This window comes from Frankia sp. CgMI4 (assembly GCF_001756285.1).
Taxonomy (GTDB): Bacteria; Actinomycetota; Actinomycetes; order Frankiales; family Frankiaceae; genus Frankia; species Frankia casuarinae.
In genome coordinates this window covers 108,749-131,750 of sequence record NZ_MAQZ01000125.1, presented here as the reverse complement: position 1 = coordinate 131,750, position 23,002 = coordinate 108,749, and the positions used below count along the sequence as shown (strand labels likewise).

Annotated in this window: 20 protein-coding genes; 15 read left to right on the top strand and 5 right to left on the bottom strand. The window is 71.9% G+C overall.

All coding sequences use genetic code 11. The features are described from left to right. The first annotated feature begins 3 nt into the window (after nt 1-3). Entirely contained in the window at nt 4-1,134 is a 1,131-nt protein-coding gene (gene murG / locus Manayef4_RS21370) for an undecaprenyldiphospho-muramoylpentapeptide beta-N-acetylglucosaminyltransferase (RefSeq protein WP_070133109.1), read from the top strand. A gap of 57 nt (nt 1,135-1,191) precedes the next feature. On the opposite strand, the gene Manayef4_RS21365 is transcribed toward murG, so the two are convergent. Next, a complete protein-coding gene (locus tag Manayef4_RS21365; protein ID WP_011435858.1) occupies nt 1,192-1,641 on the bottom strand; it encodes a nitroreductase family deazaflavin-dependent oxidoreductase in 450 nt (149 codons plus the stop codon). A 333-nt stretch (nt 1,642-1,974) separates the two neighbouring features. Further along, a complete protein-coding gene (gene murC / locus Manayef4_RS21360; RefSeq protein WP_070133107.1) occupies nt 1,975-3,483 on the bottom strand; it encodes a UDP-N-acetylmuramate--L-alanine ligase in 1,509 nt (502 codons plus the stop codon). 435 nt (nt 3,484-3,918) lie between these two features. Here murC and ftsZ point away from each other — a divergent pair, with 435 nt between their 5' ends. From ftsZ to Manayef4_RS21330, 6 genes are all read left to right on the top strand, one after another. Then, nucleotides 3,919-5,409 carry a cell division protein FtsZ gene (gene ftsZ / locus Manayef4_RS21355; RefSeq protein ID WP_070133105.1) on the top strand — a complete coding sequence of 497 codons (1,491 nt, stop codon included), beginning with the start codon at nt 3,919-3,921 and terminating at the stop codon, nt 5,407-5,409. Nucleotides 5,410-5,432: 23 nt separating this feature from the next. Then, nucleotides 5,433-6,116 (top strand): peptidoglycan editing factor PgeF, encoded by a 684-nt coding sequence (gene pgeF / locus Manayef4_RS21350; RefSeq protein WP_070133103.1) that lies wholly within the window; start codon nt 5,433-5,435, stop codon nt 6,114-6,116. A 14-nt stretch (nt 6,117-6,130) separates the two neighbouring features. After that, nucleotides 6,131-7,096: a YggS family pyridoxal phosphate enzyme gene (locus Manayef4_RS21345; protein ID WP_254665782.1), complete on the top strand. Its 966-nt coding sequence runs from the start codon at nt 6,131-6,133 to the stop codon at nt 7,094-7,096. After that, entirely contained in the window at nt 7,044-7,586 is a 543-nt protein-coding gene (gene sepF / locus Manayef4_RS21340) for a cell division protein SepF (RefSeq protein WP_070133202.1), read from the top strand. Before Manayef4_RS21345 ends, sepF begins: the two co-directional genes overlap by 53 nt. A 74-nt stretch (nt 7,587-7,660) precedes the next feature. Next, the gene (locus Manayef4_RS21335; protein WP_070133101.1) at nt 7,661-7,915 is read left to right on the top strand and encodes a YggT family protein; all 255 of its coding nucleotides are present in this window, start codon (nt 7,661-7,663) and stop codon (nt 7,913-7,915) included. Between the two features lie 94 nt (nt 7,916-8,009). Next, on the top strand, nt 8,010-8,960 hold the full coding sequence (locus Manayef4_RS21330; RefSeq protein ID WP_070133099.1) for a DivIVA domain-containing protein: 951 nt from the start codon (nt 8,010-8,012) through the stop codon (nt 8,958-8,960). A 274-nt stretch (nt 8,961-9,234) separates the two neighbouring features. On the opposite strand, the gene ileS is transcribed toward Manayef4_RS21330, so the two are convergent. Next, entirely contained in the window at nt 9,235-12,444 is a 3,210-nt protein-coding gene (gene ileS, locus Manayef4_RS21325) for an isoleucine--tRNA ligase (protein WP_070133200.1), read from the bottom strand. Between the two features lie 493 nt (nt 12,445-12,937). Here ileS and Manayef4_RS21320 point away from each other — a divergent pair, with 493 nt between their 5' ends. From Manayef4_RS21320 to Manayef4_RS21290, 7 genes are all read left to right on the top strand, one after another. Next, nucleotides 12,938-13,621, top strand: coding sequence for a signal peptidase II (locus Manayef4_RS21320; protein ID WP_023840534.1), 684 nt, complete (start codon nt 12,938-12,940; stop codon nt 13,619-13,621). Next, complete coding sequence (locus Manayef4_RS21315) at nt 13,602-14,543, top strand: RluA family pseudouridine synthase (RefSeq protein WP_070133097.1); 942 nt, start codon at nt 13,602-13,604, stop codon at nt 14,541-14,543. Before Manayef4_RS21320 ends, Manayef4_RS21315 begins: the two co-directional genes overlap by 20 nt. Beyond that, a complete protein-coding gene (locus tag Manayef4_RS21310; protein WP_023840533.1) occupies nt 14,540-15,601 on the top strand; it encodes a hypothetical protein in 1,062 nt (353 codons plus the stop codon). Before Manayef4_RS21315 ends, Manayef4_RS21310 begins: the two co-directional genes overlap by 4 nt. 190 nt (nt 15,602-15,791) lie before the next feature. Beyond that, nucleotides 15,792-16,436 carry a DUF6308 family protein gene (locus Manayef4_RS21305; RefSeq protein ID WP_070133095.1) on the top strand — a complete coding sequence of 215 codons (645 nt, stop codon included), beginning with the start codon at nt 15,792-15,794 and terminating at the stop codon, nt 16,434-16,436. 49 nt (nt 16,437-16,485) lie between these two features. Then, nucleotides 16,486-17,448 (top strand): ABC transporter ATP-binding protein, encoded by a 963-nt coding sequence (locus Manayef4_RS21300; protein ID WP_070133094.1) that lies wholly within the window; start codon nt 16,486-16,488, stop codon nt 17,446-17,448. A gap of 115 nt (nt 17,449-17,563) precedes the next feature. Further along, nucleotides 17,564-18,355, top strand: a complete 792-nt coding sequence (locus tag Manayef4_RS21295) for an ABC transporter permease (protein ID WP_232234952.1) — start codon at nt 17,564-17,566, stop codon at nt 18,353-18,355. A gap of 216 nt (nt 18,356-18,571) precedes the next feature. After that, nucleotides 18,572-19,315: a hypothetical protein gene (locus Manayef4_RS21290; protein WP_070133092.1), complete on the top strand. Its 744-nt coding sequence runs from the start codon at nt 18,572-18,574 to the stop codon at nt 19,313-19,315. Nucleotides 19,316-19,376: 61 nt separating this feature from the next. Here Manayef4_RS21290 and Manayef4_RS21285 read toward each other — a convergent pair whose 3' ends face one another. Then, nucleotides 19,377-20,051, bottom strand: coding sequence for an LON peptidase substrate-binding domain-containing protein (locus Manayef4_RS21285; RefSeq protein WP_070133091.1), 675 nt, complete (start codon nt 20,049-20,051; stop codon nt 19,377-19,379). Between the two features lie 270 nt (nt 20,052-20,321). On the opposite strand from Manayef4_RS21285, the gene Manayef4_RS21280 reads away from it, so the two are divergent. Continuing rightward, the gene (locus Manayef4_RS21280) at nt 20,322-20,702 is read left to right on the top strand and encodes a hypothetical protein (protein WP_070133089.1); all 381 of its coding nucleotides are present in this window, start codon (nt 20,322-20,324) and stop codon (nt 20,700-20,702) included. A 52-nt stretch (nt 20,703-20,754) separates the two neighbouring features. Here Manayef4_RS21280 and Manayef4_RS21275 read toward each other — a convergent pair whose 3' ends face one another. Continuing rightward, on the bottom strand, nt 20,755-23,001 hold the full coding sequence (locus Manayef4_RS21275; RefSeq protein ID WP_070133087.1) for a hypothetical protein: 2,247 nt from the start codon (nt 22,999-23,001) through the stop codon (nt 20,755-20,757). Nucleotide 23,002: the final 1 nt, after the last annotated feature.

Here is a 23,002-nt window from a genome sequence, read left to right as displayed (position 1 = left end):
CCGATGTTGCGAAGCGTAGTGCTCGCCGGCGGCGGGACAGCCGGCCACGTGGAACCCGCACTCGCCGTCGCGGACGCGCTGCGGGCGACCGACTCCCGGGTACGGCTGACCCTGCTCGGCACCGCGACCGGTCTGGAGGCGCGCCTGGTGCCCGCCCGGGGCCATGAGTTGGCGACGGTGCCGAAGGTCCCGATGCCGCGCCGCCCCACCCCGGCCGTGTTCAAGYTGCCCGCCCGGTTCCTCGACGCGATCTGTCAGGCGGGGGAGACCCTCGACCTGGTTCGGGYGGACGTGGTCGTGGGGTTCGGTGGATAYGTGTCCGCGCCCGCGTACCTCGCCGCCCGGCGCCGCGGCATCCCGATCGTGGTGCACGAGGCGAACCCGCTGCCGGGACTGGCCAACCGGCTCGGCGCCCGGCTCACCCCGTTCGTCGCCACGTCCTACCCGAGCACGCCCCTGCGCGGCGCGACGCTCACCGGGATCCCGCTGCGGGGGGAGATCCTCACCCTCGACCGTTCCCCGGCCGCGATGCGGGCCGCCCGGGCGCGCTACGGGCTCGACCCRCACCGGCCGACCCTGCTCGTCTTCGGCGGTTCGCAGGGCGCCCGCTCGCTCAACCAGGTGATGACGGCGGCGGCGCATCCCCTTGCCGCCGCCGGGATCCAGGTGCTGCACGCGACCGGACCGAAGAACTTCGACGAGGTCGCCGCGGCGCTGCCCCTCGACCTGCCCACGCCATACGAGCTGCGGCCGTACCTCGACCACATCCCCTCGGCCTACGCCGCGGCCGACATGACCCTGTGCCGGTCGGGCGCGATGACATGCGCGGAACTCGCCGCGGCGGGGCTCCCGGCGGTGTACGTCCCCCTGCCGCACGGCAACGGTGAGCAGCGCCGCAACGCGCTGCCGACGGTGGAGGCCGGCGGTGGTCTCCTCGTCGACGACGCCGAGCTCAGCGCGTCCTGGCTGCTCGAGAACGCGCTGCCGGTGCTCATCTCCGCCGAACGGCTGGCGAAGATGTCGGCCGCCTGCGCCGGCAGCGGCCATCCCCAGGCCGCCGCCGCGATCGTCGCCATGATCCGGGACGCCGCCRCCACCCGGCGGCGATCCCGCCCGCGGCACGCGGCTCCCTGACCGCTCCGCCGTCCCCGGCCGCTGGACAGCCAGGKGGTGTCCAACGCTGGCCGGTTATCACAGCGTGACCAGCACGACCACCGGGATCTCCCGTTCCACCTGCTCCTGGTGGCCGCGGATCCCCGGCATCGTCTCGACCAGTGCCTCGTAGAGCCGCTGCCGCTCGTCCCCGGTGGCGGTCAACGCCTCGGCCTCGAACCGGTCGGTGCCGAGCTCCACCACGACCTTCGGCTCGGCCGTCAGGTTCTGGTACCAGTCCGGATGCCGTGGGGCGGCCATGTTGGACGCGAAGACGACGATGCGGCCGGGACCGCCGTCCATGACGTACCCCAGCGGGGTGGTGTGCTCCTTCCCGCTGCGCCGCCCGGTCGTCGTCACGAGCACCAGCCTGGAACCGGGCAGCGTCTTCTCCAACACGCCGCCAGTCGCCCGGTACTCGGCGATCACGGTCTGATTGACCGCCCTGACGTCGAAGCCAGGTCTGCGCGGGTCCTGCGTGTCGGCCATCGTCYCGATCCTCACCTGTCGCCGCCGRCCATGCCGGCGGGGGCGTGTTGCGGCAGTCAACCATCGACGCCGGGCAACAGCCGGCAGGATCATCGCCCGGGACGTCGCGTCGGCGTTACGGGTCCGCGGCGCGGTGCCGCTTTCACGCCGGGGAGGAGGCGCCGTCTCACGGGCATCGGATGGCACTTCTTTGTACGAGAGAATTGAAGCCCTTCTTGTTTTCGACGGTACCCCACCGCGGTACCTCACCGCCGTTCGGACGGCCGTGGGGGAGTACCCGTCGCGGCGAGGTAAGGCGGCATGAGAGYGCCATTGGACGCTCACATGCAACGGTCAACCGGCCGCCGAGAAGCCCAGGGCGGCCAGYAGCCGGGGACCGACCGTGGTGATCGTTCCCGCTCCGAGCGTGAGCAGCAGGATCCCCCGCGACGCCTCGTCGCTCAGGGTGACGCGGACGTCCGTGGYGAGTCGTTCGACGAGTTCGGGCCAGGACACGTAGTATGTTGCCGCCGGCTCGCTCACCCGCTTGACCAGGTCGACGGCATGCAGACCGAGGTCGTCGGTCTCGCGGGCGGCATAGATGTCGGTGACGTACACCCGGTCGGCGTCGCTGAACGCGGCCGCGAAGTCGTCCAGTAGCGCGGCGAACCGACTGAACGTATGTGGCTGGAGTACCGTCCAGATCTGCCGTCCCCGAGCCCGTGAACGGGCCGCGGCGAGCGTCAGACGGACCTCCGTCGGATGATGCGCGTAGTCGTCGATCACCTCCAGGCTGCCCGGACCTCCGGCGGGTCCGACGCCGGTGCTGTCGGCGGGGCCGTTCCAGAAGCCCACGAACTCGAACCGTCGGGCCGCGCCGGTGAAGGTCGTCAGGGTGGTGAGGGTCTGGGCGGGAGCGACTCCCAGCTCGGTGGCGGTGGCGAGGACCGCGAGCGCGTTCAGCACCGAGTGCCGGCCGGGTACCGTCAGGGTCAGCGCGCCGATCTCCTGACCGGCCCGCAGGACGGTCGCCCTGGTCATGTCGTCCCCCGCGGTGGTGACGACGTCGACGGCGCGCCAGTGGCGTTCGGCACCGAAGCCGTAGTCGATCACCGCGACGTCATTCACCGCGACGTCATTGCCGGGCCGCTGGCGACCCAGCTCGGTGAGGACGGCGACCACCCCGGGATGATCTCCGCAGACGACCAGTCGTCCACCCGGCCGGACCCGTCGGGCGAACGCGGCGAAGGCCGTCCGGACCGATGCCTCGTCGGGGAAGACGTCAGGGTGCTCCCACTCGACGTTGGTGATGACGGCGATGCTCGGGTCGAGGCCCGCGAAGGCGCCGCCGTACTCGTCGGACTCCAGGACGAAGACGTCGYCGGAGCCGGCCAGCGCGTTCCCTCCCAGCTGTGACACCTCCGCGCCGATGACCGCCGTGGGATCCAGCCCGGCGGCGCGCAGGACCAGGGTGAGCATCGCCGAGGTGGTCGACTTGCCGTGCGAACCGGCGACGGCGACCAGCCGGTAGCCGGCGGTGAGCTCCGGTAGCCATTCCGAACGGCGGCGCACGGGCAGACCGAGCGCGCGGGMGGCGACGATCTCCGGATGGTCGTCGGGCAGCGCACTGGACGCGACCACGACATCCGCACCGGCGAGCTCGGCGGCGAAGGCGGCCGGACCGGGCGTGGCCCCGATCCGGATCGGTACCCCCCGTGCGCGTAGGGTCGCCACCCGGGGCGAGTCTTCGGAGTCACTGCCGCTCACCGTCCCGCCGCCCGCGAGATGGATCTGGGCCAGCGGAGACAGGCCGCTGCCTCCGATGCCGAGGAAATGGACGTGCTGGGTGCGCTGACCGGTCACGGGAGGCAGTACACCATCATCGGCCCCGGTGGTGGTGAGGTCTCTTGATCCGTGGCACGGCCAGGCGTCGGGATCCGTACATTGATCGGGGTCCGTACATTGAGACGAAGCCCCCGTCGGCTGCGCCGGGAAGGTCGCCGGAGGCGAGTCACGGTTACCACAGACTCCTTCCGGGGCGGGGGTCCCCGCATTGTGGCGAAGCCACCATGCGGGGAAAGTCGTGACGCGCCGACAGCGTCCTTGACCACCGCCGAAGCCGTGCCTACTGTCCGATCCACAGTCGGAAGTTGACATAACTGTAACCGTCTAGCTGACGGTGAAGGTTGAGACTTCGACTGCTTTCCTCGCTCGCCGCGCGGCTCCGCCTTCCCGCGGCGGCGCAGGGGCGGGGTAACCCCCGTCCGACCACCGACGCCGCTGGAGGACCGACACCGCATGGCTGCCCCACAGAACTATCTCGCGGTCATCAAGGTCGTCGGGATCGGTGGTGGTGGCGTCAACGCCGTCAACCGGATGATCGAAGTCGGTCTCAAGGGCGTCGAGTTCATCGCCATCAACACCGATGCCCAGGCCCTGCTCATGAGCGACGCCGACGTGAAACTCGATGTCGGCCGTGAGCTCACCCGAGGCCTCGGCGCCGGAGCCGACCCCGAGGTCGGCCGCCAGGCTGYCGAGGATCACCGGGAGGAGATCGAGGAGGTCCTCAAGGGGGCCGACATGGTCTTCGTCACCGCGGGTGAGGGTGGTGGCACGGGTACCGGCGGTGCGCCGGTCGTCGYGAACGTCGCCCGCTCCCTCGGAGCACTCACCATCGGTGTGGTCACCCGGCCGTTCACCTTCGAGGGTCGGCGCCGGGCCACTCAGGCCGACACCGGTATCGACACTTTGCGTAATGAGGTCGACACCCTCATCGTCATCCCGAACGACCGTCTGCTGGCGATGACGGACCGGGACATCAGCGTTCTCGACGCCTTCCGCAGCGCCGACCAGGTGTTGCTCTCCGGTGTCCAGGGCATCACTGACCTGATCACCACGCCCGGCCTGATCAACCTGGACTTCGCCGACGTCAAGACGGTCATGTCCCATGCCGGCAGCGCCCTGATGGGCATCGGACKGGCCCGCGGCGACGACCGGGCCACCGTCGCCGCCGAACAGGCCATCGCGTCCCCCCTGCTCGAGGCGAGCATGGACGGGGCTCAGGGGGTGCTGCTCAACATCTCGGGTGGGTCGGACCTCGGCCTGTTCGAGATCAACGCGGCCGCCGAGCTGGTCGCCGACGCGGCCCACCCGGAAGCGAACATCATCTTCGGTGCGGTCATCGACGACGCACTCGGGGACGAGGTGCGGGTGACGGTCATCGCCGCCGGCTTCGACACCGTCCAGGACCGGCGGACCCGCACCCTCAACGCGGCGGGGCAGCGGCGCCCGCCGGGGCCGGCCGGCGGGTCGGCTGCCGGGCCGCCGACGGTGGCCGCCCCGGCCACCTCGCCCGCGACAACGATCCTGCCGCCGCTGCCGACGATCTCCACAGTCCCGTCTCGGACGCCGCCCGCCGCCCCCGCCACCCCCGCCGCGCCCCCGCCCGTCGCGCCGGTCCCGCCGCCCACACCGAGCTACCTGCAGGCACCCCCGCCGCCGATCGCGCCGTCGAACGTCGGTCATTACCACCCGGAACCGCTGCCGGGGGCGCCGGCCTCGAACGAACCCGCTGCGGCCGCCACGGCCGAATCGACCGTGATCCCGACGATCGAGTCTCGCCTCGCCCCGCCGAACCGTGAACCGGTGGAGCCGCCGGTCGATCAGGCCTATGGTCAGCACCGCCCGGAGCCGCCGCGCACTGCTCCCCGGCCGACCTACCCGCCTCGCCGGCCGGTGCGGCCGGTGGCCGACGACGACGAGTTGGACGTGCCGGACTTCCTCAAGTAGCCGGTGCCAGGCAGACTTCCGGCATGCCGGTTCTCGTCACCTCGCGCTCGGGCGGGGTCAGCGACCCGCCGTYCGAGGGACTCAATCTGGGCGACCACGTCGGGGATGCCGACGAGGCCGTCGCCGTCAACCGACGCCGGCTCGTCGACCGGCTGCGGATGCCGGTCCAGTACATGCGGCAGGTGCATGGGAGGCAGGTCGCCGTGTTGCGTCGGCACGGGCCGCCTCCACAGGCGGACGCGCTGGTGACCGATGTCCCCGGCCTCGTGCTCGCCGTGATGGTTGCCGACTGCGCACCGGTGCTGTTCGAGGCCCCCGCGGTGGTGGGAGTGGCGCACGCCGGCCGGGTTGGGATGRCCAGTGGCGTGATACACGCCACTCTTGGGGCCCTCGAGCGGCTCGGCGCCGCCCGGGACGAGCTCCGTGTCACCATCGGTCCATGTATCTGTGCCGGCTGTTACGAGGTGCCGGAGGATCTTCGTTGCGAGGTGGATACCCAGGTGCCGGGGAGTGCGGCCACCACCCGCGTCGGCACCGCGGCGATCGACCTGCGTGCCGGTATCCGTCGTCAACTCGCCGCCGCCGGTGTGACCGATATAACAATTTCTGCTCGATGCACCGCCGAGGATCCGGAGCTCTACTCCTACCGTCGAGAGGGTCGGACGGGACGCTTCGCCGGTCTGGCCTGGCTCGGGCCGACGCCATGATCCACCGGCCCGAGATGCCCGCGAGGCATGGCGCATCCGGCTCGGGGGAGTCCGACGGACCGTTCGACCCGGACCGGCCCGCCCCGGACCGGCCCGCCCCGATCGAGCTCGATCCGGCGCGCCTGGACCGGTTGACGCAGCGGCTGGCCGAGGTCCGGGCTCGGATCGCGGGGGCGGCCCGGGCCGCGGGCCGTGATCCGGACCACCTCACCCTCATTGCGGTCAGTAAAACCTACCCACCCCAGGATGTTGTGATGATGCACACGCTCGGGGTGCGGCACTTCGCCGAGAACCGGGAGCAGGAGGCCGGGCCGAAGGTGAGTCTCGTCACCCGGCTGATCGGCGGGGAACGGAGCGTCCCGGCCAAGGGAACCGGTGACGGCCTGTCCTCCGGTGCCACCGGTTCCGACGATCCGATCTGGCATTTCGTGGGACAACTGCAGCGCAACAAGGCCAGATCCGTTCTTCGTTGGGCGGATTGGGTGCAGTCGGTGGATCGGGTGAGCCTGGTGCCAGTGCTCTCCCGGCTGGCAATGGAACGCGGCCGCCCGCTGTYGATCTGTCTCCAGGTCTCGTTGGACCTCCCTGGTGCTTCCGATGGGAAGATCGGCGCGTCGATCGCCGGCTCGAGGCGCGGAGGGATCGATCCGGCCGGCCTTTCCGCCCTGGCCGATCTTGTCGAGGAGGCGCCGGGACTGGCCCTGCGAGGCGTGATGGCTGTCGCCCCCCGGAGGGGGCAGCCACGACCTGCGTTCGCGCGACTGCGTGAGGTGGCGGAACGCCTGAAGGTGGGGCATCCCCAGGCCACCGTCATCAGTGCCGGCATGTCGGGAGATCTTGAGGACGCTGTGGCCGAAGGCGCGACACACCTTCGGATCGGCACCGCTTTGTTCGGTGAACGGCCTGGTGTCCCTYAGAGTCGCGCCCATGGGGCTCGGGCGCAGGGCGATGGTCTACCTCGGTCTGGCCGAGGAGGATGAGGACTATCTCGACGACGACTATGACGACGGTCGTGCGGTCGGTCGTGACGACCGGCGTGCTATGCACGAACCGGTTCCGATGGACCGTACGGTCCGTCGGATAGACGCACGTGAGGAGCCGGTCGCCATGCCGCGACGTCCACCGGTCGAACCGCTGCGTCCCGCCGGTCCCGTGCCGATGCGCAGGGTGGCCGCRGTGGAGGAGTCGCACCCCTACCGGATCACCACGCTTCAGCCACGCAGCTACAATGAGGCGCGCCAGATCGGCGAGGAGTTCAGGGACGGGACGCCCGTTATCATGAACCTCACCGACATGGACGATGCCGACGCCAAGCGGCTGGTCGACTTCGCCGCAGGTCYGATCTTCGGGCTGCGGGGCGACCTCGAGAAGGTGACAAACAAGGTCTTCCTGCTCTCGCCGCACAACGTCGAGGTCACCGAGACGGACAAGCGACGCATCCGCGAGGGTGGGTTCTACAACCAGTCATAGTCAGGGGGCGTTCGCGTCCCCCCCGTTTCTCAGGAGAGAGCACCATCAGCACAGTAGGAAGCTTGATCTTTTGGGTGCTGACGGTCTATCTGTTGCTCCTGATAGCACGATGGATCATCGATCTGGTTCTTGCCCTCAGCCGATCGTTCCGCCCGACCGGCCCGCTGGTACTGGTCTTCGAGATCRTGTACACGGTAACTGACCCTCCGTTACGATTCATCCGGCGATTTCTTCCGCCGTTGCGGGTGKGTAGCGTTGCGCTTGACCTCGGGTTCCTGCTGCTCTTCCTAGTGGTCATCGTGCTTCGAAGCTATGCGCAGAGGCTGTGACGGGGTTGTTGTGCACACCGCGAGCGCGGGCGCGGCAGACTGCCCGCAGACCGCCCTCTCTTCGGGGAGCGGCGATGCCGCACGAGGAGGCGACGTGGCTCTGACACCACAGGACGTTCAGAACAAGGTCTTCAGTCCGACGAGGTTTCGCACGGGCTACAACGAGGATGAGGTCGACACCTTCCTCGACGAGGTCGAGGCCGAGCTGACGCGGCTGCTGGACGAGAACAGCGACCTGCGCCGGCAGCTCGACGAGGCCCGGCGTTCCGGCGGTGGTGGTCCGGGCGTGCCCGCGCAGATCCTCGAGGAGAACCAGGGCCTGCGCCGCCAGCTCGACGAGGCGCGTCGCCAGATCGCCCAGGCGCAGGCCCAGGCCGCCCAGGCTGCCCGGGAGCGGGGCCAGCAGCCGCAGCCCCCCGCGCCGCAGCAGGGTGGCGCCCCCACCACGGTGATCTCGGCGGTGGGTACCTCCGGACCGCCCGCCCGGGCCGGCGGCAACCCGCAGGTGGAGGCCGACATCGAGCAGCGGGTCGCCCGTACCCTCGTGCTGGCCCAGCGCACGGCGGACGAGGCGCTGCGCGAGGCGCGCGCGGAGTCCGAACGCGCCCGCCGCGAGGCGAGGGCGGACGCGGACCGCATCATCGGTGAGGCCCGGGCGCACGTGGCCGAGCAGCTCGGCGGCTTGGAGGACGACAAGCGTCGTCTCGAGGGCCAGGTCGAGCAGCTTCGGGCGTTCGAGCGGGAGTACCGCACCCGGCTGCGGGCCTACCTGGAGATGCAGCTGCGGGACCTGGACGGCATGCCGACCCAGCCGGCCGTCGGTGCCGGCGGGCCTCCGCGGCCGGGCCTCAACCCGGGTGGTGGACCCACACCGCCCGCGGTGGGCATGGGGCCCAGTGGCGCTGCGCAGAGCCCCGCCCACCAGCCGACCTTCCCGCCCGGTCCGCCCCTGCCCGCCGGCGCCRCCATGGCCCGCGACAACGGTCACGGCCGGCCGGACATGGACGCCACCCGGCGGGACGCCCCGGGAATGCAGGAGTTCTGATCATCCACCGCGCGGCCCTCGGCGGGTCCGGCGTGGCCCTCGGCACCGGCGCGGACGGCCGGTCTCGTGATGGGGTGATCGAGAGATGCTGACGCTTTGTGGAGCGGTTCTTGCTCTGTGTACGGTTCTTGCGGTGGTCGGCATCCTCGCCGGCAGCGGTTTCGTCTATGCGTCCCTGATCTTGACGCTGGCCGCCGCGGCGCTGCTCCCGGCGGGAGCAGTACGCCGGGCCTCTCGCTGGCCCCGGGCCTCTCGCTGACCCCGGGCCTCGGTCTCAGCCGCCGGTCGTCTCGTGCCGGGTGAGCGTGAACGCCAGGCCCAGCTCCTCGGCCGCCGAGCGGGCTGCCGTCTCGCGCGGCTGCGCCGCAGGTAGCTCCGTGCGGGCCGCCTCGGTGAAGGAGACCGCCAGCACCTCCTCGGCCACCGTCTGACCGTGGGTACGCAGAGCGAGCGCGGTCTCCTCGCGCGTCGCCGCCCAGGAGACGTCCACCCGGTCGGTGATCTCCAGCCCCGCCGCCTTGCGCGCGTCCTGGAGCACCCGGACGACGTCGCGGGCGAGCCCGGCGCGGGCGAGCTGCGGGGAGATCTCCAGGTCGAGGGCGACGGAGAGCCCGGACTCGGCGGTGACCGCCCAGCCCTGCCGCGGCGTCTCCGTGATGATCAGCTCGTCCCCGGACAGCTCGACGTCCTCCCCGTCAACGGTGACGGTGAGCCGTCCGTTGACGGGAGGACCGGCGGCCGCGATGGCCGCGGCGGCCGCCTTGGTGTTCCTGCCGAAGCGCCGCCCCAGCGCCCGGAAGTTCGGCTTCACCGAGATGTCGACGACCTCCGAGGTCGCCGGCTCCACCGTGGTCACGTTGAGCTCCTCGGTGATCTGCGCGATCAGCTCGGGGGAGAGCTCGTCAAAGGCACTCGCGCCGACGACCGCCCGCGGCAACGGCTGGCGGGTGCGCACCCCGCTGGCGGCCCGGGCGGCGCGGCCGAGTTCCACGATCCGCCGGACGAGATCCATCTGCTCCGAGAGCTCCGGCGTGTGCAGCCCCGCCGGGAGCTCGGGCCAGGCGGCCAGGTGCACCGAGTCGGGGGTCCGCGGGGATGCGTCGGCGAACAGCCGTGACCACAGCCAGTCGGTGAGGAACGGCGTGAACGGCGCCATCACCCGGGTCAGCGCGTCCAGGCAGGTGTGCAGGGTGCTCAGGGCGTCGGCGTCGCCGGCCCAGAACCGGCGGCGGGACCGGCGGACGTACCAGTTGGACAGGTCGTCGACGAACCGGGCGATCCGCCGCCCGGCCCGCAGCGAGTCGAAGTTCTCCAGCGCATCGTCCACCTCGGCGACGGTGGCCGCGAGCTCGGACAGCGCCCAGCGGTCCAGCACGTGCCGTCGGGCCGGCGGTGTCGCGCGCGGGTCCGCGGCCGGGTCCGCGCCTGGGCGCCAGCCGGCTGCCCCGGCATAGAGAGCGAAGAAGGACGAGGTGTTCCAGTAGGTGAGCAGGACCTTGCGGACGATGTCCTCGATCGCCTCGTGACTCACCCGGCGGTCCGCCYACGGCGAGCCGCCGGCGAGCATCAGCCAGCGGACCGCGTCCGCGCCGTGCCGCTCGAACAGCTCGAAGGGATCGAGCACGTTGCCGAGATGCTTGCTCATCTTGCGGCCGTCGGCGTCCAGGAGCAGGCCGAGACAGAGCACCGTCTCGTAGGAGGAGCGGCCGAACACCAGCGTGCCGACCGCCATCATCGTGTAGAACCAGCCGCGGGTCTGGTCGATCGCCTCGCAAATGTACTGCGCCGGGTACTGCCGGGTGAACGCCGCGAGGTTGTGGTGCGGGGCGCCCCACTGGGCGAACGGCATCGCGCCGCTGTCATACCAGACGTCGATCACCTCGGGCACCCGGTGCGAGGCGCCGCCACAGGTCGGGCAGGTCCCGGTGACCTCGTCGACGAACGGGCGGTGCGGGTCGAGGTCGGCCAGGTTCCGCCCGGYGAGCTCGGAGAGCTCCGCGAGTGACCCGACGCACACCAGGTGGGTGGGGTCGTCGTCGCAGCGCCAGACCGGCAGCGGTGTCCCCCAGTATCGGTTGCGGGACAGCGCCCAGTCGACGTTGCCGCGCAGCCACTCGCCGTACCGACCGGTCTTGATCCGCTCGKGGTGCCAGGTCGTCCGCTCGTTCTGCGCCAGCAGCTCGTCGCGGATGGCGGTGGTCCGGATGTACCAGGACGGCAGCGGATAGTAGATCAACGGTGTGTGACAGCGCCAGCAGTGCGGATAACTGTGCGTATACGTCGACGCCCGCCACAGCCGGCCCCGCTCGCGCAGGTCGGCGGTCAGCGGCGCGTCGGCATCCTTGAAGAACATCCCGCCGACCAGGGGGACGTCGGCGAGGAAGCGACCGTCCGTCCCGATCGGGTTCACCACCGGCAGCCCGCTCGCCCGGCAGACCGCGAGGTCCTCCGCGCCGAACGCTGGCGCCTGGTGGACCAGGCCCGTGCCATCCGTGGTCGTCACGTAGTCGGCGAGCACGACCGAGTGCGGGACGCCGGTGCCGGCCGCGAACCGCTCGGCCGCCAGCAGCTCGAACGGGCGGGTGTAGCGGGCACCGGCCAGCTCCGCCCCGCGGAACCGCTCGACGATCTCGGCGTCCTCGCCGAGGGCCGCGGTGACCAGTGGTTCGGCGACGACGAACAACTCCCCGTCCCCCGCGCGGGCCAGGACGTACTCCACCTCCGGGTGAACGGCCACCGCCGTGTTCGACACCAGCGTCCACGGGGTCGTCGTCCATACCAGCAGCTGCGCACCCTGCCCGGCGAGGCCCAGGGCGTCGGCGACGAGCGGGAAACGGACGTAGACCGAGGGGTCGTCGACGTCCGAGTAGCCCTGGGACACCTCGTGGTCACTAAGCGGCGTTTCGTCGCGCGGGCAGTACGGGGTGACCCGGAAGTCCTCGACCAGCAGGCCCTGGTCGAAGATCTGCTTGAGCGACCACCAGACGCTCTCGACGTAGCTGGTGTCCATGGTGCGGTAGGCGCCATCGAGGTCGACCCAATAGCCCATCCGCTCGGTCATCGCGGAGAAGTCCGCGACATGGCGCAGCACCGACTCGCGGCACCGGGCGTTGAACTCGGCGATGCCGAACGCCTCGATGTCGTTTTTGCTGGTGAAGCCGAGCTCCTTCTCGACCGCGAGCTCGACGGRCAGCCCGTGGCAGTCCCAGCCCGCCCGCCGGGGAACGTGGTAGCCCTTCATCGTCCGGTAGCGGGGGAACAGGTCCTTGAAGACCCTGGCCTCCACGTGGTGCGCCCCCGGCCTGCCGTTGGCGGTGGGTGGGCCCTCGTAGAAAACCCACAGCGGGCGGTCCGCGGTGGCCTCCAGCGAACGGTGGAACACCTTGGTGTCGCGCCAGCGGGCCAACGTCTCCCGCTCCAGGGCGGGCAGGTCCACCTGGGCGGGCAGCGGAGCGAAGGTGGGATGCCGCAGAGGGGTGCTCATCGTGGGGACCCGGTCTCCATAGTCGTAATCTCCGTCGGGCTGGTTCTCCAACGGAGGGACGACGCCTCACCGGTCCCGGGCGTGACCATCCGGCCGATGCGCCGGCCGCCTGTCCTACCCGGACCGGGGGTACCGCGGTACCACCCTCCTTGCGCACCCGCTCGGCCGGATCGGGCCGAGGGATGGCCCCTCGTTGTCCTCGCGGCGGCCGGATCTACTGGGGACCCGATGGTCGACCGGATTCCGTTCTTCCGGCGGCTCGGGGGTGATCTTCGCGACGCGCTGGCCACCGGGCTTCCACCGACCCCGRCTCGCTCGGGCTGCGCCCGCCGCTACTCGTCCCCGTCCACGCCGTACCGCTGTCCATCAGCGTAGCTCAGCGGGACGAGTGGTCCCGTCCCCGGCTCGGCCCTTCGCCGCGCGGCCGGTTCATCGTCGGGACTCGGGGCCGTAGAGTGGTCCGGTAGGAGAGGTGCCGACCATCGGGAGCGGTGTGTCCGAAGATCCCGTCGATCACGCGGTGACCGCGCCGGGGGGCGTCACCCCGGGCGCGGGGTCCGTCGCGCCGGCGATGTCGACGAAGCCCTCGGCCCCGCCCGGGGGGTCGACGCCGGTGCCGCACGGGCGGGACGAGGCTCGCCCTACCGTCGGTTCCCGCCGGGCGGTGGCCACGCTGACGGTCGCGGCGGCGATCGTCCTGCTGTCGGACATCCTCACCAAGCATGTCGCGGTGGCCACCCTGTCTGACCGGGGGCCTGTCGAGGTCATCCCCGGCCTGCTCGACCTGGAGCTCACCCGCAACTCCGGAGCGGCCTTCAGCCTCGCGGGCGGCGCGACGGTGCTACTCAGCCTGGTCGCCCTGGCCGTGGTCGCGGTGGTGGTGTTCACCGCCCGCCGGCTGCGGTCGGTGGGGTGGGCTCTCGTGCTCGGCGCCCTGCTCGGCGGGGCGGTGGGCAACCTCGCCGACCGCCTCTTCCGCGCGCCCGGTCCCCTGCGCGGTCACGTCGTGGACTTCGTCCACCTCCACTACTGGCCCATCTTCAACGTGGCCGACTCCGCGATCGTCTGCGGCGGCGTGCTCGCGGTCATCCTGTCCCTGCGCGGCGTGGGTCTGGACGGCACGCGCTACGCCGAGCATCATCCCCCCGGCGGGGGCAGTGACCATCACGGGCGGTGACCTGCGGTCCCTGCCGGTCCCGGACGGGCTCGACGGCGTCCGTCTCGACGCGGCGATCGCGAGGATGTTCGGGCTGTCGCGGACCGTGGCCGCCGCGCTCGTCGACGACGGCCAGGCGAGCCTCGACGGGAAGGTCCGGGGCCGGTCCGACCGGGTCAGCGGCGGTGCCTGGCTGGAGGTCCGGCTGCCCGCTCCGCCGCGTCCGGTGGCGGTGGAACCCACGCCGGTCGAGGCTCTCGGCATTCTCTACGACGACGACGACATCATCGTGGTGGACAAGCCGGTCGGGGTCGCCGTCCATCCGGCGCCCGGCTTCACCGGACCGACCGTGATCGGGGCGTTGGCCGCCGCGGGATACCGCATTTCCACCTCGGGCGCGGCCGAGCGTCAGGGGGTGGTGCACCGTCTCGACGTCGGTACCACCGGGGTGATGGTGGTCGCCAAGAGCGAGCGCGCATATACCCTGCTGAAACGGGCGTTTCRTGACCGTACGGTGGACAAGCGCTACCGGGCCGTGGTGCAGGGCCATCCCGATCCGCTGCGGGGCACCGTGGACGCCCCGATCGACCGGCATCCGCGCCGGCCGGGGCTGTTCGCCGTCGTCGCGGACGGCAAGCCGAGTATCACCCACTACGACCTCCAGGAGGCGTTYCGGGCCGCCTCCCTGCTGTCCGTGCGATTGGAGACCGGGCGCAYCCACCAGATCCGGGTGCACATGTCCGCCCTGCGGCACCCGTGTGTCGGGGATCTCGCCTACGGGGCCGATCCCACGCTCGCCGAGCGGCTCGGCCTGACCCGCCAGTGGCTGCACGCGGCGCGGCTGTCCTTCGATCATCCCGGTCACGGCGGACGGGTCGAGTTCACCAGTCCGGACCCGGCTGACCTGGCCGAGGCGGTGGAACGGCTGCGGGACCAGCCATGACGGAGCCGGCGACGCTCGGGGAGGCGACCTCGGCGCCGGTGCCCGCTCCCGCGGCACCCGGGGGAGCGGTGCCGGCCCCGGCCCCCGCCTGCCGGGGGTGGTCCACCGTGCGCCCACCGGTCCACGGGTTGGGGGCGCTGCTCGATCGGGTCGACGCCCGCACGCTGCCGGCGACCTCTCGCGCGATCGCGATCGTCCGGGCGTGGATGGTGGGCCTGGCGGAGCGGGAGATCGGTCGGGTCCGCCGGACCCGGGACCGGGTCCGGCCCTCGCCTGCCGGCTCCGACGACGATGACGGTCCGCCGGCCCTGCTCGACGTGGCCGGAGTCACGCCCGGCGGGGTGGTGGACTGGGGCGTCCGGATGCTCGTCCTCGGACTCGTCGCGTTGATCGTGGTGAGCGCGACGGCCGCGATCCTGCAGGGCGTCGATCATGCTCCGTCGTCCGGACCGTCCTCCTCGGCGACCGAGCAGGCAGCGACGTCCGCGAACCAGCCGGCGGCGCCCGACCAGCCGGTGGCGCCCGCGCTGCCCGCGGTGACGATCGGCCCCGGGCCGAACGACCCGGTCGCCGACTACCTCGGCGCCAGCCGGCAGAACCTCGCGTTGCTGACCTCGGCCGCCCCCGGCGCCGATCTCTACGCCGTGGCCAGTCTCACCGCGCCCCGCACCCCCGCCGACCTGCTCGAGGTGTTCGGCGACTTCCGGACCGTCCAGGTGTTCTTCACCGCCGGTATCGGGGGTGAACAGGAGCAGGCCGTCGTGCGCGATCCGGTGGCCGACGTCCGGGCGGCCTTCGGGTCGGCGGCGGCCCAGGCGGACGCCCGAGCCGCCGCCGACACACAGGTCGGCAACACCGCCGCCGCCGACCGCGAGCGGCGGGCGGCGAACGACCTGCGGGCCGGGTGCGGGTGTCTGTTCGCCGTGGTGGTCCGCGCCCCGGCCGGCCGRCTCTCGCAGCTCGAAACCGATCCCCGGGTGCGGGTGGTGGATCCGGCCCCACCGGGAAGCGGGCCGCCGGGTGTGAGATTCATCCCACTGTCCCCGGACCGTCGCTGATCCGGTTGAGCCGTCCGCATGATCGGACGACGTGCCGGGCACGGGTGGCGGACGGTGACCGTTCTGGCGTGGCATCCGACCCCTGCGCCATCGTCGACCGGGACAGGAGAGGATGAGGGGCGAGACCGGCTTCGTCACCTGGGGTTGCGACCGGCCGGGGAGTTCACGGATCATGATGAGGAGACCCAGGTTGAAGCTGGCGAAGGGCACCCGGGAGGTCTTCGACGCGGAGAGCCTGCTCGAGGAGTACCTGGKGCCGCGCAAGCGAGGTCTGCGCTACGCCTACCCGTACTACGACGGCCTGGTCACCAATAGTGATCCGGATCTGCTGTGCACCGGGGATCTCCTGGCCCCGTGCCTGCTCGGCGTCCACGTGGACCTGGATCGGATGCACACGCTCACCGCGCTGATGCCGTTGCTGCAGCGGGCGTTGGACAGGCTTCCTCCCGGCATCGAGCTCATCGAGGCCGACGAGGTCACCCTCGATCTGGTCGCCGCGCTCTACGACCCCCTCGACGACCCGGACGTCTCCGACCGGGACGTCAAGGGCTCCCTCATCGCCAAGGTGCTGCACCGCAAGCGGCCCGCCCYGGTCCCGTTGTTCGACTCCAAGGTGAGGATCTTCTACCAGCACGAGGACTGCGTCCCGCCGTCGCCGCGGGACGGGCGGTCCTGGCGGCAGTACATGGGCCTGCTCATCCGCGCGATGCAGTACGACCTGCGGGAGAACGCCGAGGAGTTCCGCCGGCTCGGGGCGCTGGTACCCGTCGCGGGTCCCCCGATCACCCCGCTGCGGATGCTCGACGTCGTGGTGTGGATGAGMAGCGCGGTGTGATCAGCGCCCGTTGTCGGCCCGGGACCATCGACCGGCTCCGACTGCGACAATGGTCGATGTGTTGAGCTACGCGGTCCGCGGGCTCACCCGGCGGCACGGGACGGGTGAGCATGCCGTTCTCGCCAATGATCGGATCGATCTCGACGTCCGGCAGGGCGAGGTGTTCGGGGTGCTCGGGCCGAACGGCGCCGGGAAGACCACGCTGGTCCGCCAGTTGATGGGTCTGCTGCGGCCGGACGCGGGCACGATTACCCTTTTTGGCCGCGACGTGCTGGCCGCCCGCGGTCTGCCGGCCCGGCTCGCCGCCTATCTGGGCCAGGACGATCTCGCGCTGGCCGAGCTGCCGGTCGCCACCGCCGTGGCGACCACCGCCCGCATGCGCGGCGTCCCCCGCTCCGCCGTGCGGGCGGTCCGTGACGCCGTGCTCGGCGAGCTCGGTCTGGAGGCGGTGGCGCATCGCCCGCTGTCGAAGCTGTCCGGTGGGCAACGCCGGCTGGCGTGTGTCGCTACCACCCTGGTGGGGGACCGGCCGATGCTCGTCCTCGACGAGCCGACCACCGGCCTCGACCCCGTCGCCCGGCGGGCCGTGTGGTCGGCGCTGCAACGTCGCCGGGACACCGTCGGTGTCACCGTCCTGCTGATCACGCACAACGTCCTCGAGGCGGAGTCGGTGCTTGACCGGGTCGCCGTCCTGGATGCCGGGCGGGTGATCGCCTGCGACACTCCGGGCCAGCTCAAGGCATCGTTGTCCGGTGACGTCCGGCTCGACCTCGCGTGGCGCCACGACCCGCCCGCGGACGACCCCACCGTCGCGACGTTGGCCGCGCTCGCCGTGGTCAACGGACGGCGGTGKACCATCCGGTTGGCTCCGGCCGCGGCCCGTGACGCCCTCGGCCGGTTGACCGCCGGCCCGGCGTTCGCCGCGCTGGACGATTTCAGTCTCGCCACCCCCTCGCTGGAGGACGTGTACCTCACCCTCGGCGGCAGGTCGCGGGACCTGGAGCGCGCATGATCGTGATTTTCCGGTGACCGTCGTTCCGGACGCGCGCGGGGCACCCGGTGGCGGGGCACCCGGGGTGCCGGCGCCATCGGTCGCGGATGGCCGCCCGGCTCCCGCCACGCGGCCGGTGTCGGCCTCCGCCCCGCCGAGCAGTGCCCCGCCGCAGCTGCCGCCGCCGACGTCGTTCCGCACCGCGTTCGGTGCGGTCTACCGCGGGCAGCTCGCCCGCTCCAAGGTGGGACGGATCCCCCTGTTGTTCGTCGCGTCGTTCCAGTCGGTCGGGATCCTCGTGCTGCTGCGCGGGATCCTCGACGTCGGCGACACCACGGCCGCCGGGCAGGTCGTGGCGGGTTCCACGGTGCTCGTGGTCGCCTTCGTCGCGTTGAACCTGCTGGCCCAGCGGTTCGGGGCGCTGCGGGCGGCCGGTGCCCTGGACTACTACCTCACGTTGCCGGTGCCCGGCGTCGCGGTGGTGCTGGGCACGGCGGCCTCGTACGCGACCTTCGCGGCGCCCGGCACTGTCGTCACCGCGGTGCTGGGGGCGCTGCTCTACGGGCTGCCGCTGTCCGGCCTGTGGCTGCTGCTGCCCGTCGTGGCGCTCGCCGGGATCTGCCTGTCCGGGCTCGGGGCGGCGATCGGCCTGCTCGCCCCTCGGCCGGAGCTCGCGACCGTCGCCGGCCAGCTCGGAATGAGCATCGTGCTGTTCTTCGGTGTGATCCCCTCCGGCCGGCTGCCCGAGGTCGGCCGCTGGGCGCGGGACGCGTTGCCCAGCAGCTACGCGGTGGACGCCCTCGCGGCCGCCTTCCAACCCGGTGTCGACTGGGCGAAGGTGGTCCTCGACCTCGGGATCTGCGCCGCCGTCGGGATGGTGGCGCTGTCTGTCGCGGCGATGGCACTGCGCCGTGTCGGCACGTCCTGAGGGCGTCATAGTTAGCGGGGCCAGCGTAGTAGCAGGACTGCTGCGGGACCGACCGGCGCGGTAGGGTCAACGGCCTGCGGCCGGTCGGCGACAACGCGCTGGTAGGCCGGGGATGCTGGTAGGCCGGGGATGCTGGTAGGCCGGGGATGCTGGTAGGCCGGGGATGCTGGTAGGCCGGGGACGAGGAGACAGACAGCCAGTGGCAGAAAGCGCGTCATGATGGAGCGGTCGTCGGGCATCCGCGGAGYCGAGCCGGTCGCGCTGTCCGTCCCACCCGGGGACGTCCCACCCGGGGACGGGCCGCACCACCCTGGTCAGCCGACCCTCGATCCGGCGATCGCCGTCCCCGCGGCCGGTGAACCGGCGCCGCCCGGGCGGAACCCGGGCCGGGCGTTCGGTGCTCGTTCGGCGGCCGTCGCCGGCCTGATCTGCGCGGCGGCGATGGCGCTCGCCGGCTTCCCGCTCGGCCTGCTCTGGGCCGCGACCGCGCCGCATCTGGATCTTGCCGTGGCGTTGGACGGGCATGAATCGGCGTTTACGGTCCAGAGCGACATCGACGTCCGGTTCGCCCTGATCTGCGCGGTCGCCGGCGTGATCGGCGGTGCCGTGGCGTGCTGGCGGGTCCGGGACGCGGGATGGCCGGTCCCGGTCGGGCTCGCCGCGGGCGGTATCGGCGGCTCGCTGATCGCCGGCTGGATCGGCCACCTGCGGCGCTCGCCCCAGCTGCTGCACGCGCTGCCGAAGGACGCCTCTCCGCTGCTCACCGACCTGGTGGACATGAAGGTCCGCGCGGGCGGGCTCTACTTTGTCATGCCGGTGACCGCCCTGCTCGTACTCCTCGTCGGGCTGTGGGTGACCTCGCGGGCCCAGTCGGACGCCGCCGAGGACAGGCGGGGTCCGACCGCGCCCGGCGACGCGCCCGGCCACGGGGCTGGGGCTGAGGTCGGGGCTGGGGACTGAGCGTCGATCCCCCGGGTGGCGAACGTCCCACGGTTCGGGCTGGGGTCAGTTCGGGCGGGGGTCAGTTCGGGCTGGGATCGACCCGGCGCAACTCGCTCGATCCGATGGTGGTGATCTTTTCCAGGAGGCCGATCTCCCGGCGGAGCAGCGCCCGTTCGGCCCGCAGTCGGTTGGCCGCGTCCGGCGCGGCGAGCAGCCCCTGACGTTCGGTGACGTCGGTGACGGCGGCGGCGGCGATCACGTACGAAAGGGCGATCGGGTCGTCGGGGAGGTCCGGCAGYGAGATCTGCACGGTGCCGGTGGCGGCGAGCCGGTCGGCGTAGGTTCGGAGCAGACGCTGGACTGCCGGAACGGTGTCGTCGGTGTCGTCGGTGTCGCCGACGTCGTCCGGCAGGTAGTCRACATCCCCGACGAGGTAGGGCTCGCTGTGCCGGTCCACCGTGCGGATCCGGAACCGGTCACCGCCCACCGTGATGAGCGAGAACCGCCCGTCGGAGTGTTCCTGGACGCGCCGCAGCACGGCGGTGCAGCCCACGTCGTGGATCGCCGGCAGGRCCGGACCCACCTCCCGGCCTCGCCGGATGGCGATCACTCCGAACCGTCGGACCTGGTCGGCGGGCTGCTCGAGCAGTTTCCGCACCAAGATCCGGTACCGTTCCTCGAAGATCTCCAGGGGTAGGACCAGCCCGGGGAGCAGGACCGTCCCGAGCGGGAACAGAGGAAGCCGCTCGCTCAACTGCGGTGCCTTCTTCCTGCCCTGCCCTCTCCGGCCCCGGACGGGACCGGAAGCGGCCGGCGGCGGTCGGGCGAGGACCGCCTGGGGCGGGTCCACGACCAGGAGTCGGACGTTTGTCCCAACCCTGTCCCCCGGTAGCCATGGTGTCCATCCACGAAGGGCTGTGATTCTCACCGGGCGCGGGTTCGGGCGGTGGACCGGGAGCCCGGGCGGTGGACCGTCGGTGCCTGGGGACCTTCCATCCGGGTTCGTTCGCGGGACAATGGCCCGGTGTGGGAAACCGAGCCGGAGCTACTGGTCGTCTTCCATCGGCCGGACCGGGGCTTCTCGACCGGCACGGGTGTCGACCCACTGGCCGAACTGSCCGTCCTCGGCACCGTGACCTCGGCCTTGCGCCCCCGGCTGGCTCTCGTGGCGCTGCCCCCCTCCCGGGCGCCGGAGGTGGCTGCCCTGCCCGGGGTGTGCGGGGTCTTCATCGATCAGGTTCCCCCGGCGCTGCGGGAGACCCTCACCGCAGCCGAGAGCCTGTTCGTCGACGGCTGGCTGGCGCGGAGGGGCGCCAAGCGCCGCGATCCCGCAGGTGGTGARCCCTGGGACACGCCGGGGTACCTCCCGCCCGACCGGCCACCCGGGGCGGCGCCGGCCGGATGACCCCGCGCGGCGGCTCAGAACACGCGCGGCGGCTCAGAACACGCGCGGCGGCTCAGAACACGCGCCGGGGGACCGACCAGCTTGCACCGGGGCCCGACGAACGCCAGACCATGTGGAGCCGGTCGCCGACGCGGGCGAGCACCTCCAGATGCCCGTCGAAGTTGCTCTGGATCATCGAGACGGCGTCCACCCGGCCCAGCTCCGGTGCGAACGGCCGCGGTCCGCTCCAGCCCGGGGAGGGCGCGCCGTTGTTCCGGTAGAAGTGGATGAGCCCGCGGTCCGCGGCGGGGACGACCACCTCGAAGTTGCGGGAGCCGTCGGGGAAGGCGCTCTGGATGAGCGCCGGATTGCCCGTCACGCCCTCGGCGAAGACGGGGCCGGTGCGCCAGACCGCCCCGTTGTCGCGGGTGAGGTGCAYGAGCCGGTTGCCGACCCGGGCGACCGCTTCCAGCATCCCGTTGCCGCCGCCCAGCGTGCCGTGGATGAGGCTGACGGCGTCGACGCGCCCGAGGTTCGCGCCGAACAGCTTCGGAGTGCTCCACGGAAATCCGTGGATGTCATGGTTGCGCCACAGGTGCAGGATGCCGACGTCCGCGGCGGGCACGAGCAGTTCGAAGTTGCCCTTGGTGCCCAGCCGGCTCTGCACCAGMGACGGAACGCCCCCCACCCCCTGGACGAGGCGGGTCGGCGGGTGCCAGGCGAAGGCGCCGGTGGAGTCCCGCCACAGGAAGTACAGCGTCGAGCCGACCCGGACGGCGACCTCGAGGGGTCCCGGCCTGGCCAGGGTGCTCTGGATCATGGTGGCGGCATCGATCCGGCCGAGCTCCTGAGCCGTCTGCCACGGGGCCATCCAGGGGAAGCCAGCCGCGTCGTTGTCCCGCCAGACGTGGGTCAGCCCGGCGAAGGCCGACGGGACGACGGCGTCGAAGTTGCCGATCTGGCCGAGCCCCCTGGCCTGGACGAGCGCCGGGTTGCCGCTTACTCCGTGGCCCCAGCCGATGTGGCTGGGGGTGTAGCGGCACAGCGCGAAACTGTTCGAGCGCATCAGGCAGTCGACGGGCGCGGGCGCGCAGGCGTCGCAGTTGCCGTTCGGGGCGTGGAACGCCCCCCACCGACCGCCGCAGTCGCACTGGGCGCCCGCGTACTCGTCCGGAGCGCCGAAGATGTGGCCGGTCTCGTGGGTGAAGACCCGGTCGATATTGTCCGGTCCCCAGCCGTCGTTGTCGACGGACATCACGAGCCGGGGGCCACCCACCGAGGAGTACGCGAAGTATCCCAGCGGATACTTGGTGAAGAACGCGCAGTAGGCGGACCGKGTGCCGAGCCGGGACCGGAGCGCGTCGACGTAGTCGTAGACGCCGTCGAAGCTGGCCGCGTAGCCGAGCCGGCTCATGGTGGGGTCACGCCACAGCGCCTCGAGGTCGGGCGCGTTCGGGTCCGGTGGGACGGACAGCCGCACGATCTGGATGTCGTAGTGGAAGGTCAGGTCGGCAGCCGGGTTCGTGGTTGCGTACCAGGACAACCCGTTCTGCACCTCAGCTACGATCTTGGTGCGTTCCGCGGCGGTCAGTTGCAGCGCGGTGGTCGGCCCTTCCACGAGGATCAGCCCGACGGCCACCGATCCCTCCAGCGCCGCGCTGGTGGGGGAGGACGCCTGGGCGATCTGCGCGGTGGCCCGGGTGTCCGTGGCCCGGGTGTCCGTGGGCGCGGAGGTCGGGCTCTGGGCCTCGGCCCGCCCGTTCGGCTGGGCATGCGGTGTCGGCTGGGCATGTGGTGTCGGCTGGGCATGTGGTGTCGGCTGGTCCGGATCAGGCGAGCTGCCCCGGGGCGGCGGGATGTCGGTGCAGGGCCGGTCCATGTCCCATGGCCGGCCGTCGCGGGGACGTTCCTGCTTGAGCTGCCGGTAGGCGGCGCTGGCCCGCAGGCGGAAGGCGTCCAGCCCGAGCGTCTCGGCGCGGTTCAGCCCGGGCGACACCCCGGTGGTCGACACGACGCTGCCGTCCGCGGGGGGGAGTACCGCCGCCGCCAGCCGGGCGGCGGTGCGCTCCGCCGTCGCCGTGGAGGTGCCCCGAGGCTGGCCCAACACGTGGACCCTGCCGTAGCGGTGCAGCGGCCGTCGTTCGTTGGCCAGGGTGGGATCGGCTGGCGAGCCGTCGCCCTCGGCGGTCTGGTCTACCCCGTCATCCGAGGACGCGTCGGTGGGTGCGATCGCCGCGAACGCCGCACGGAGTGCTCGGCCCGTCTCCCCTCCGGCCGAGATGATGAGCGCGTGTTCGTCGGCCGGTACGTCCCCCGCCATA

What these genes read in the sequence shown, in the direction of transcription:
- Manayef4_RS21365 (WP_011435858.1), bottom strand. Translation starts at nt 1,641, where the DNA reads ATGGCCGACACGCAGGACCCGCGCAGACCTGGCTTCGACGTCAGGGCG.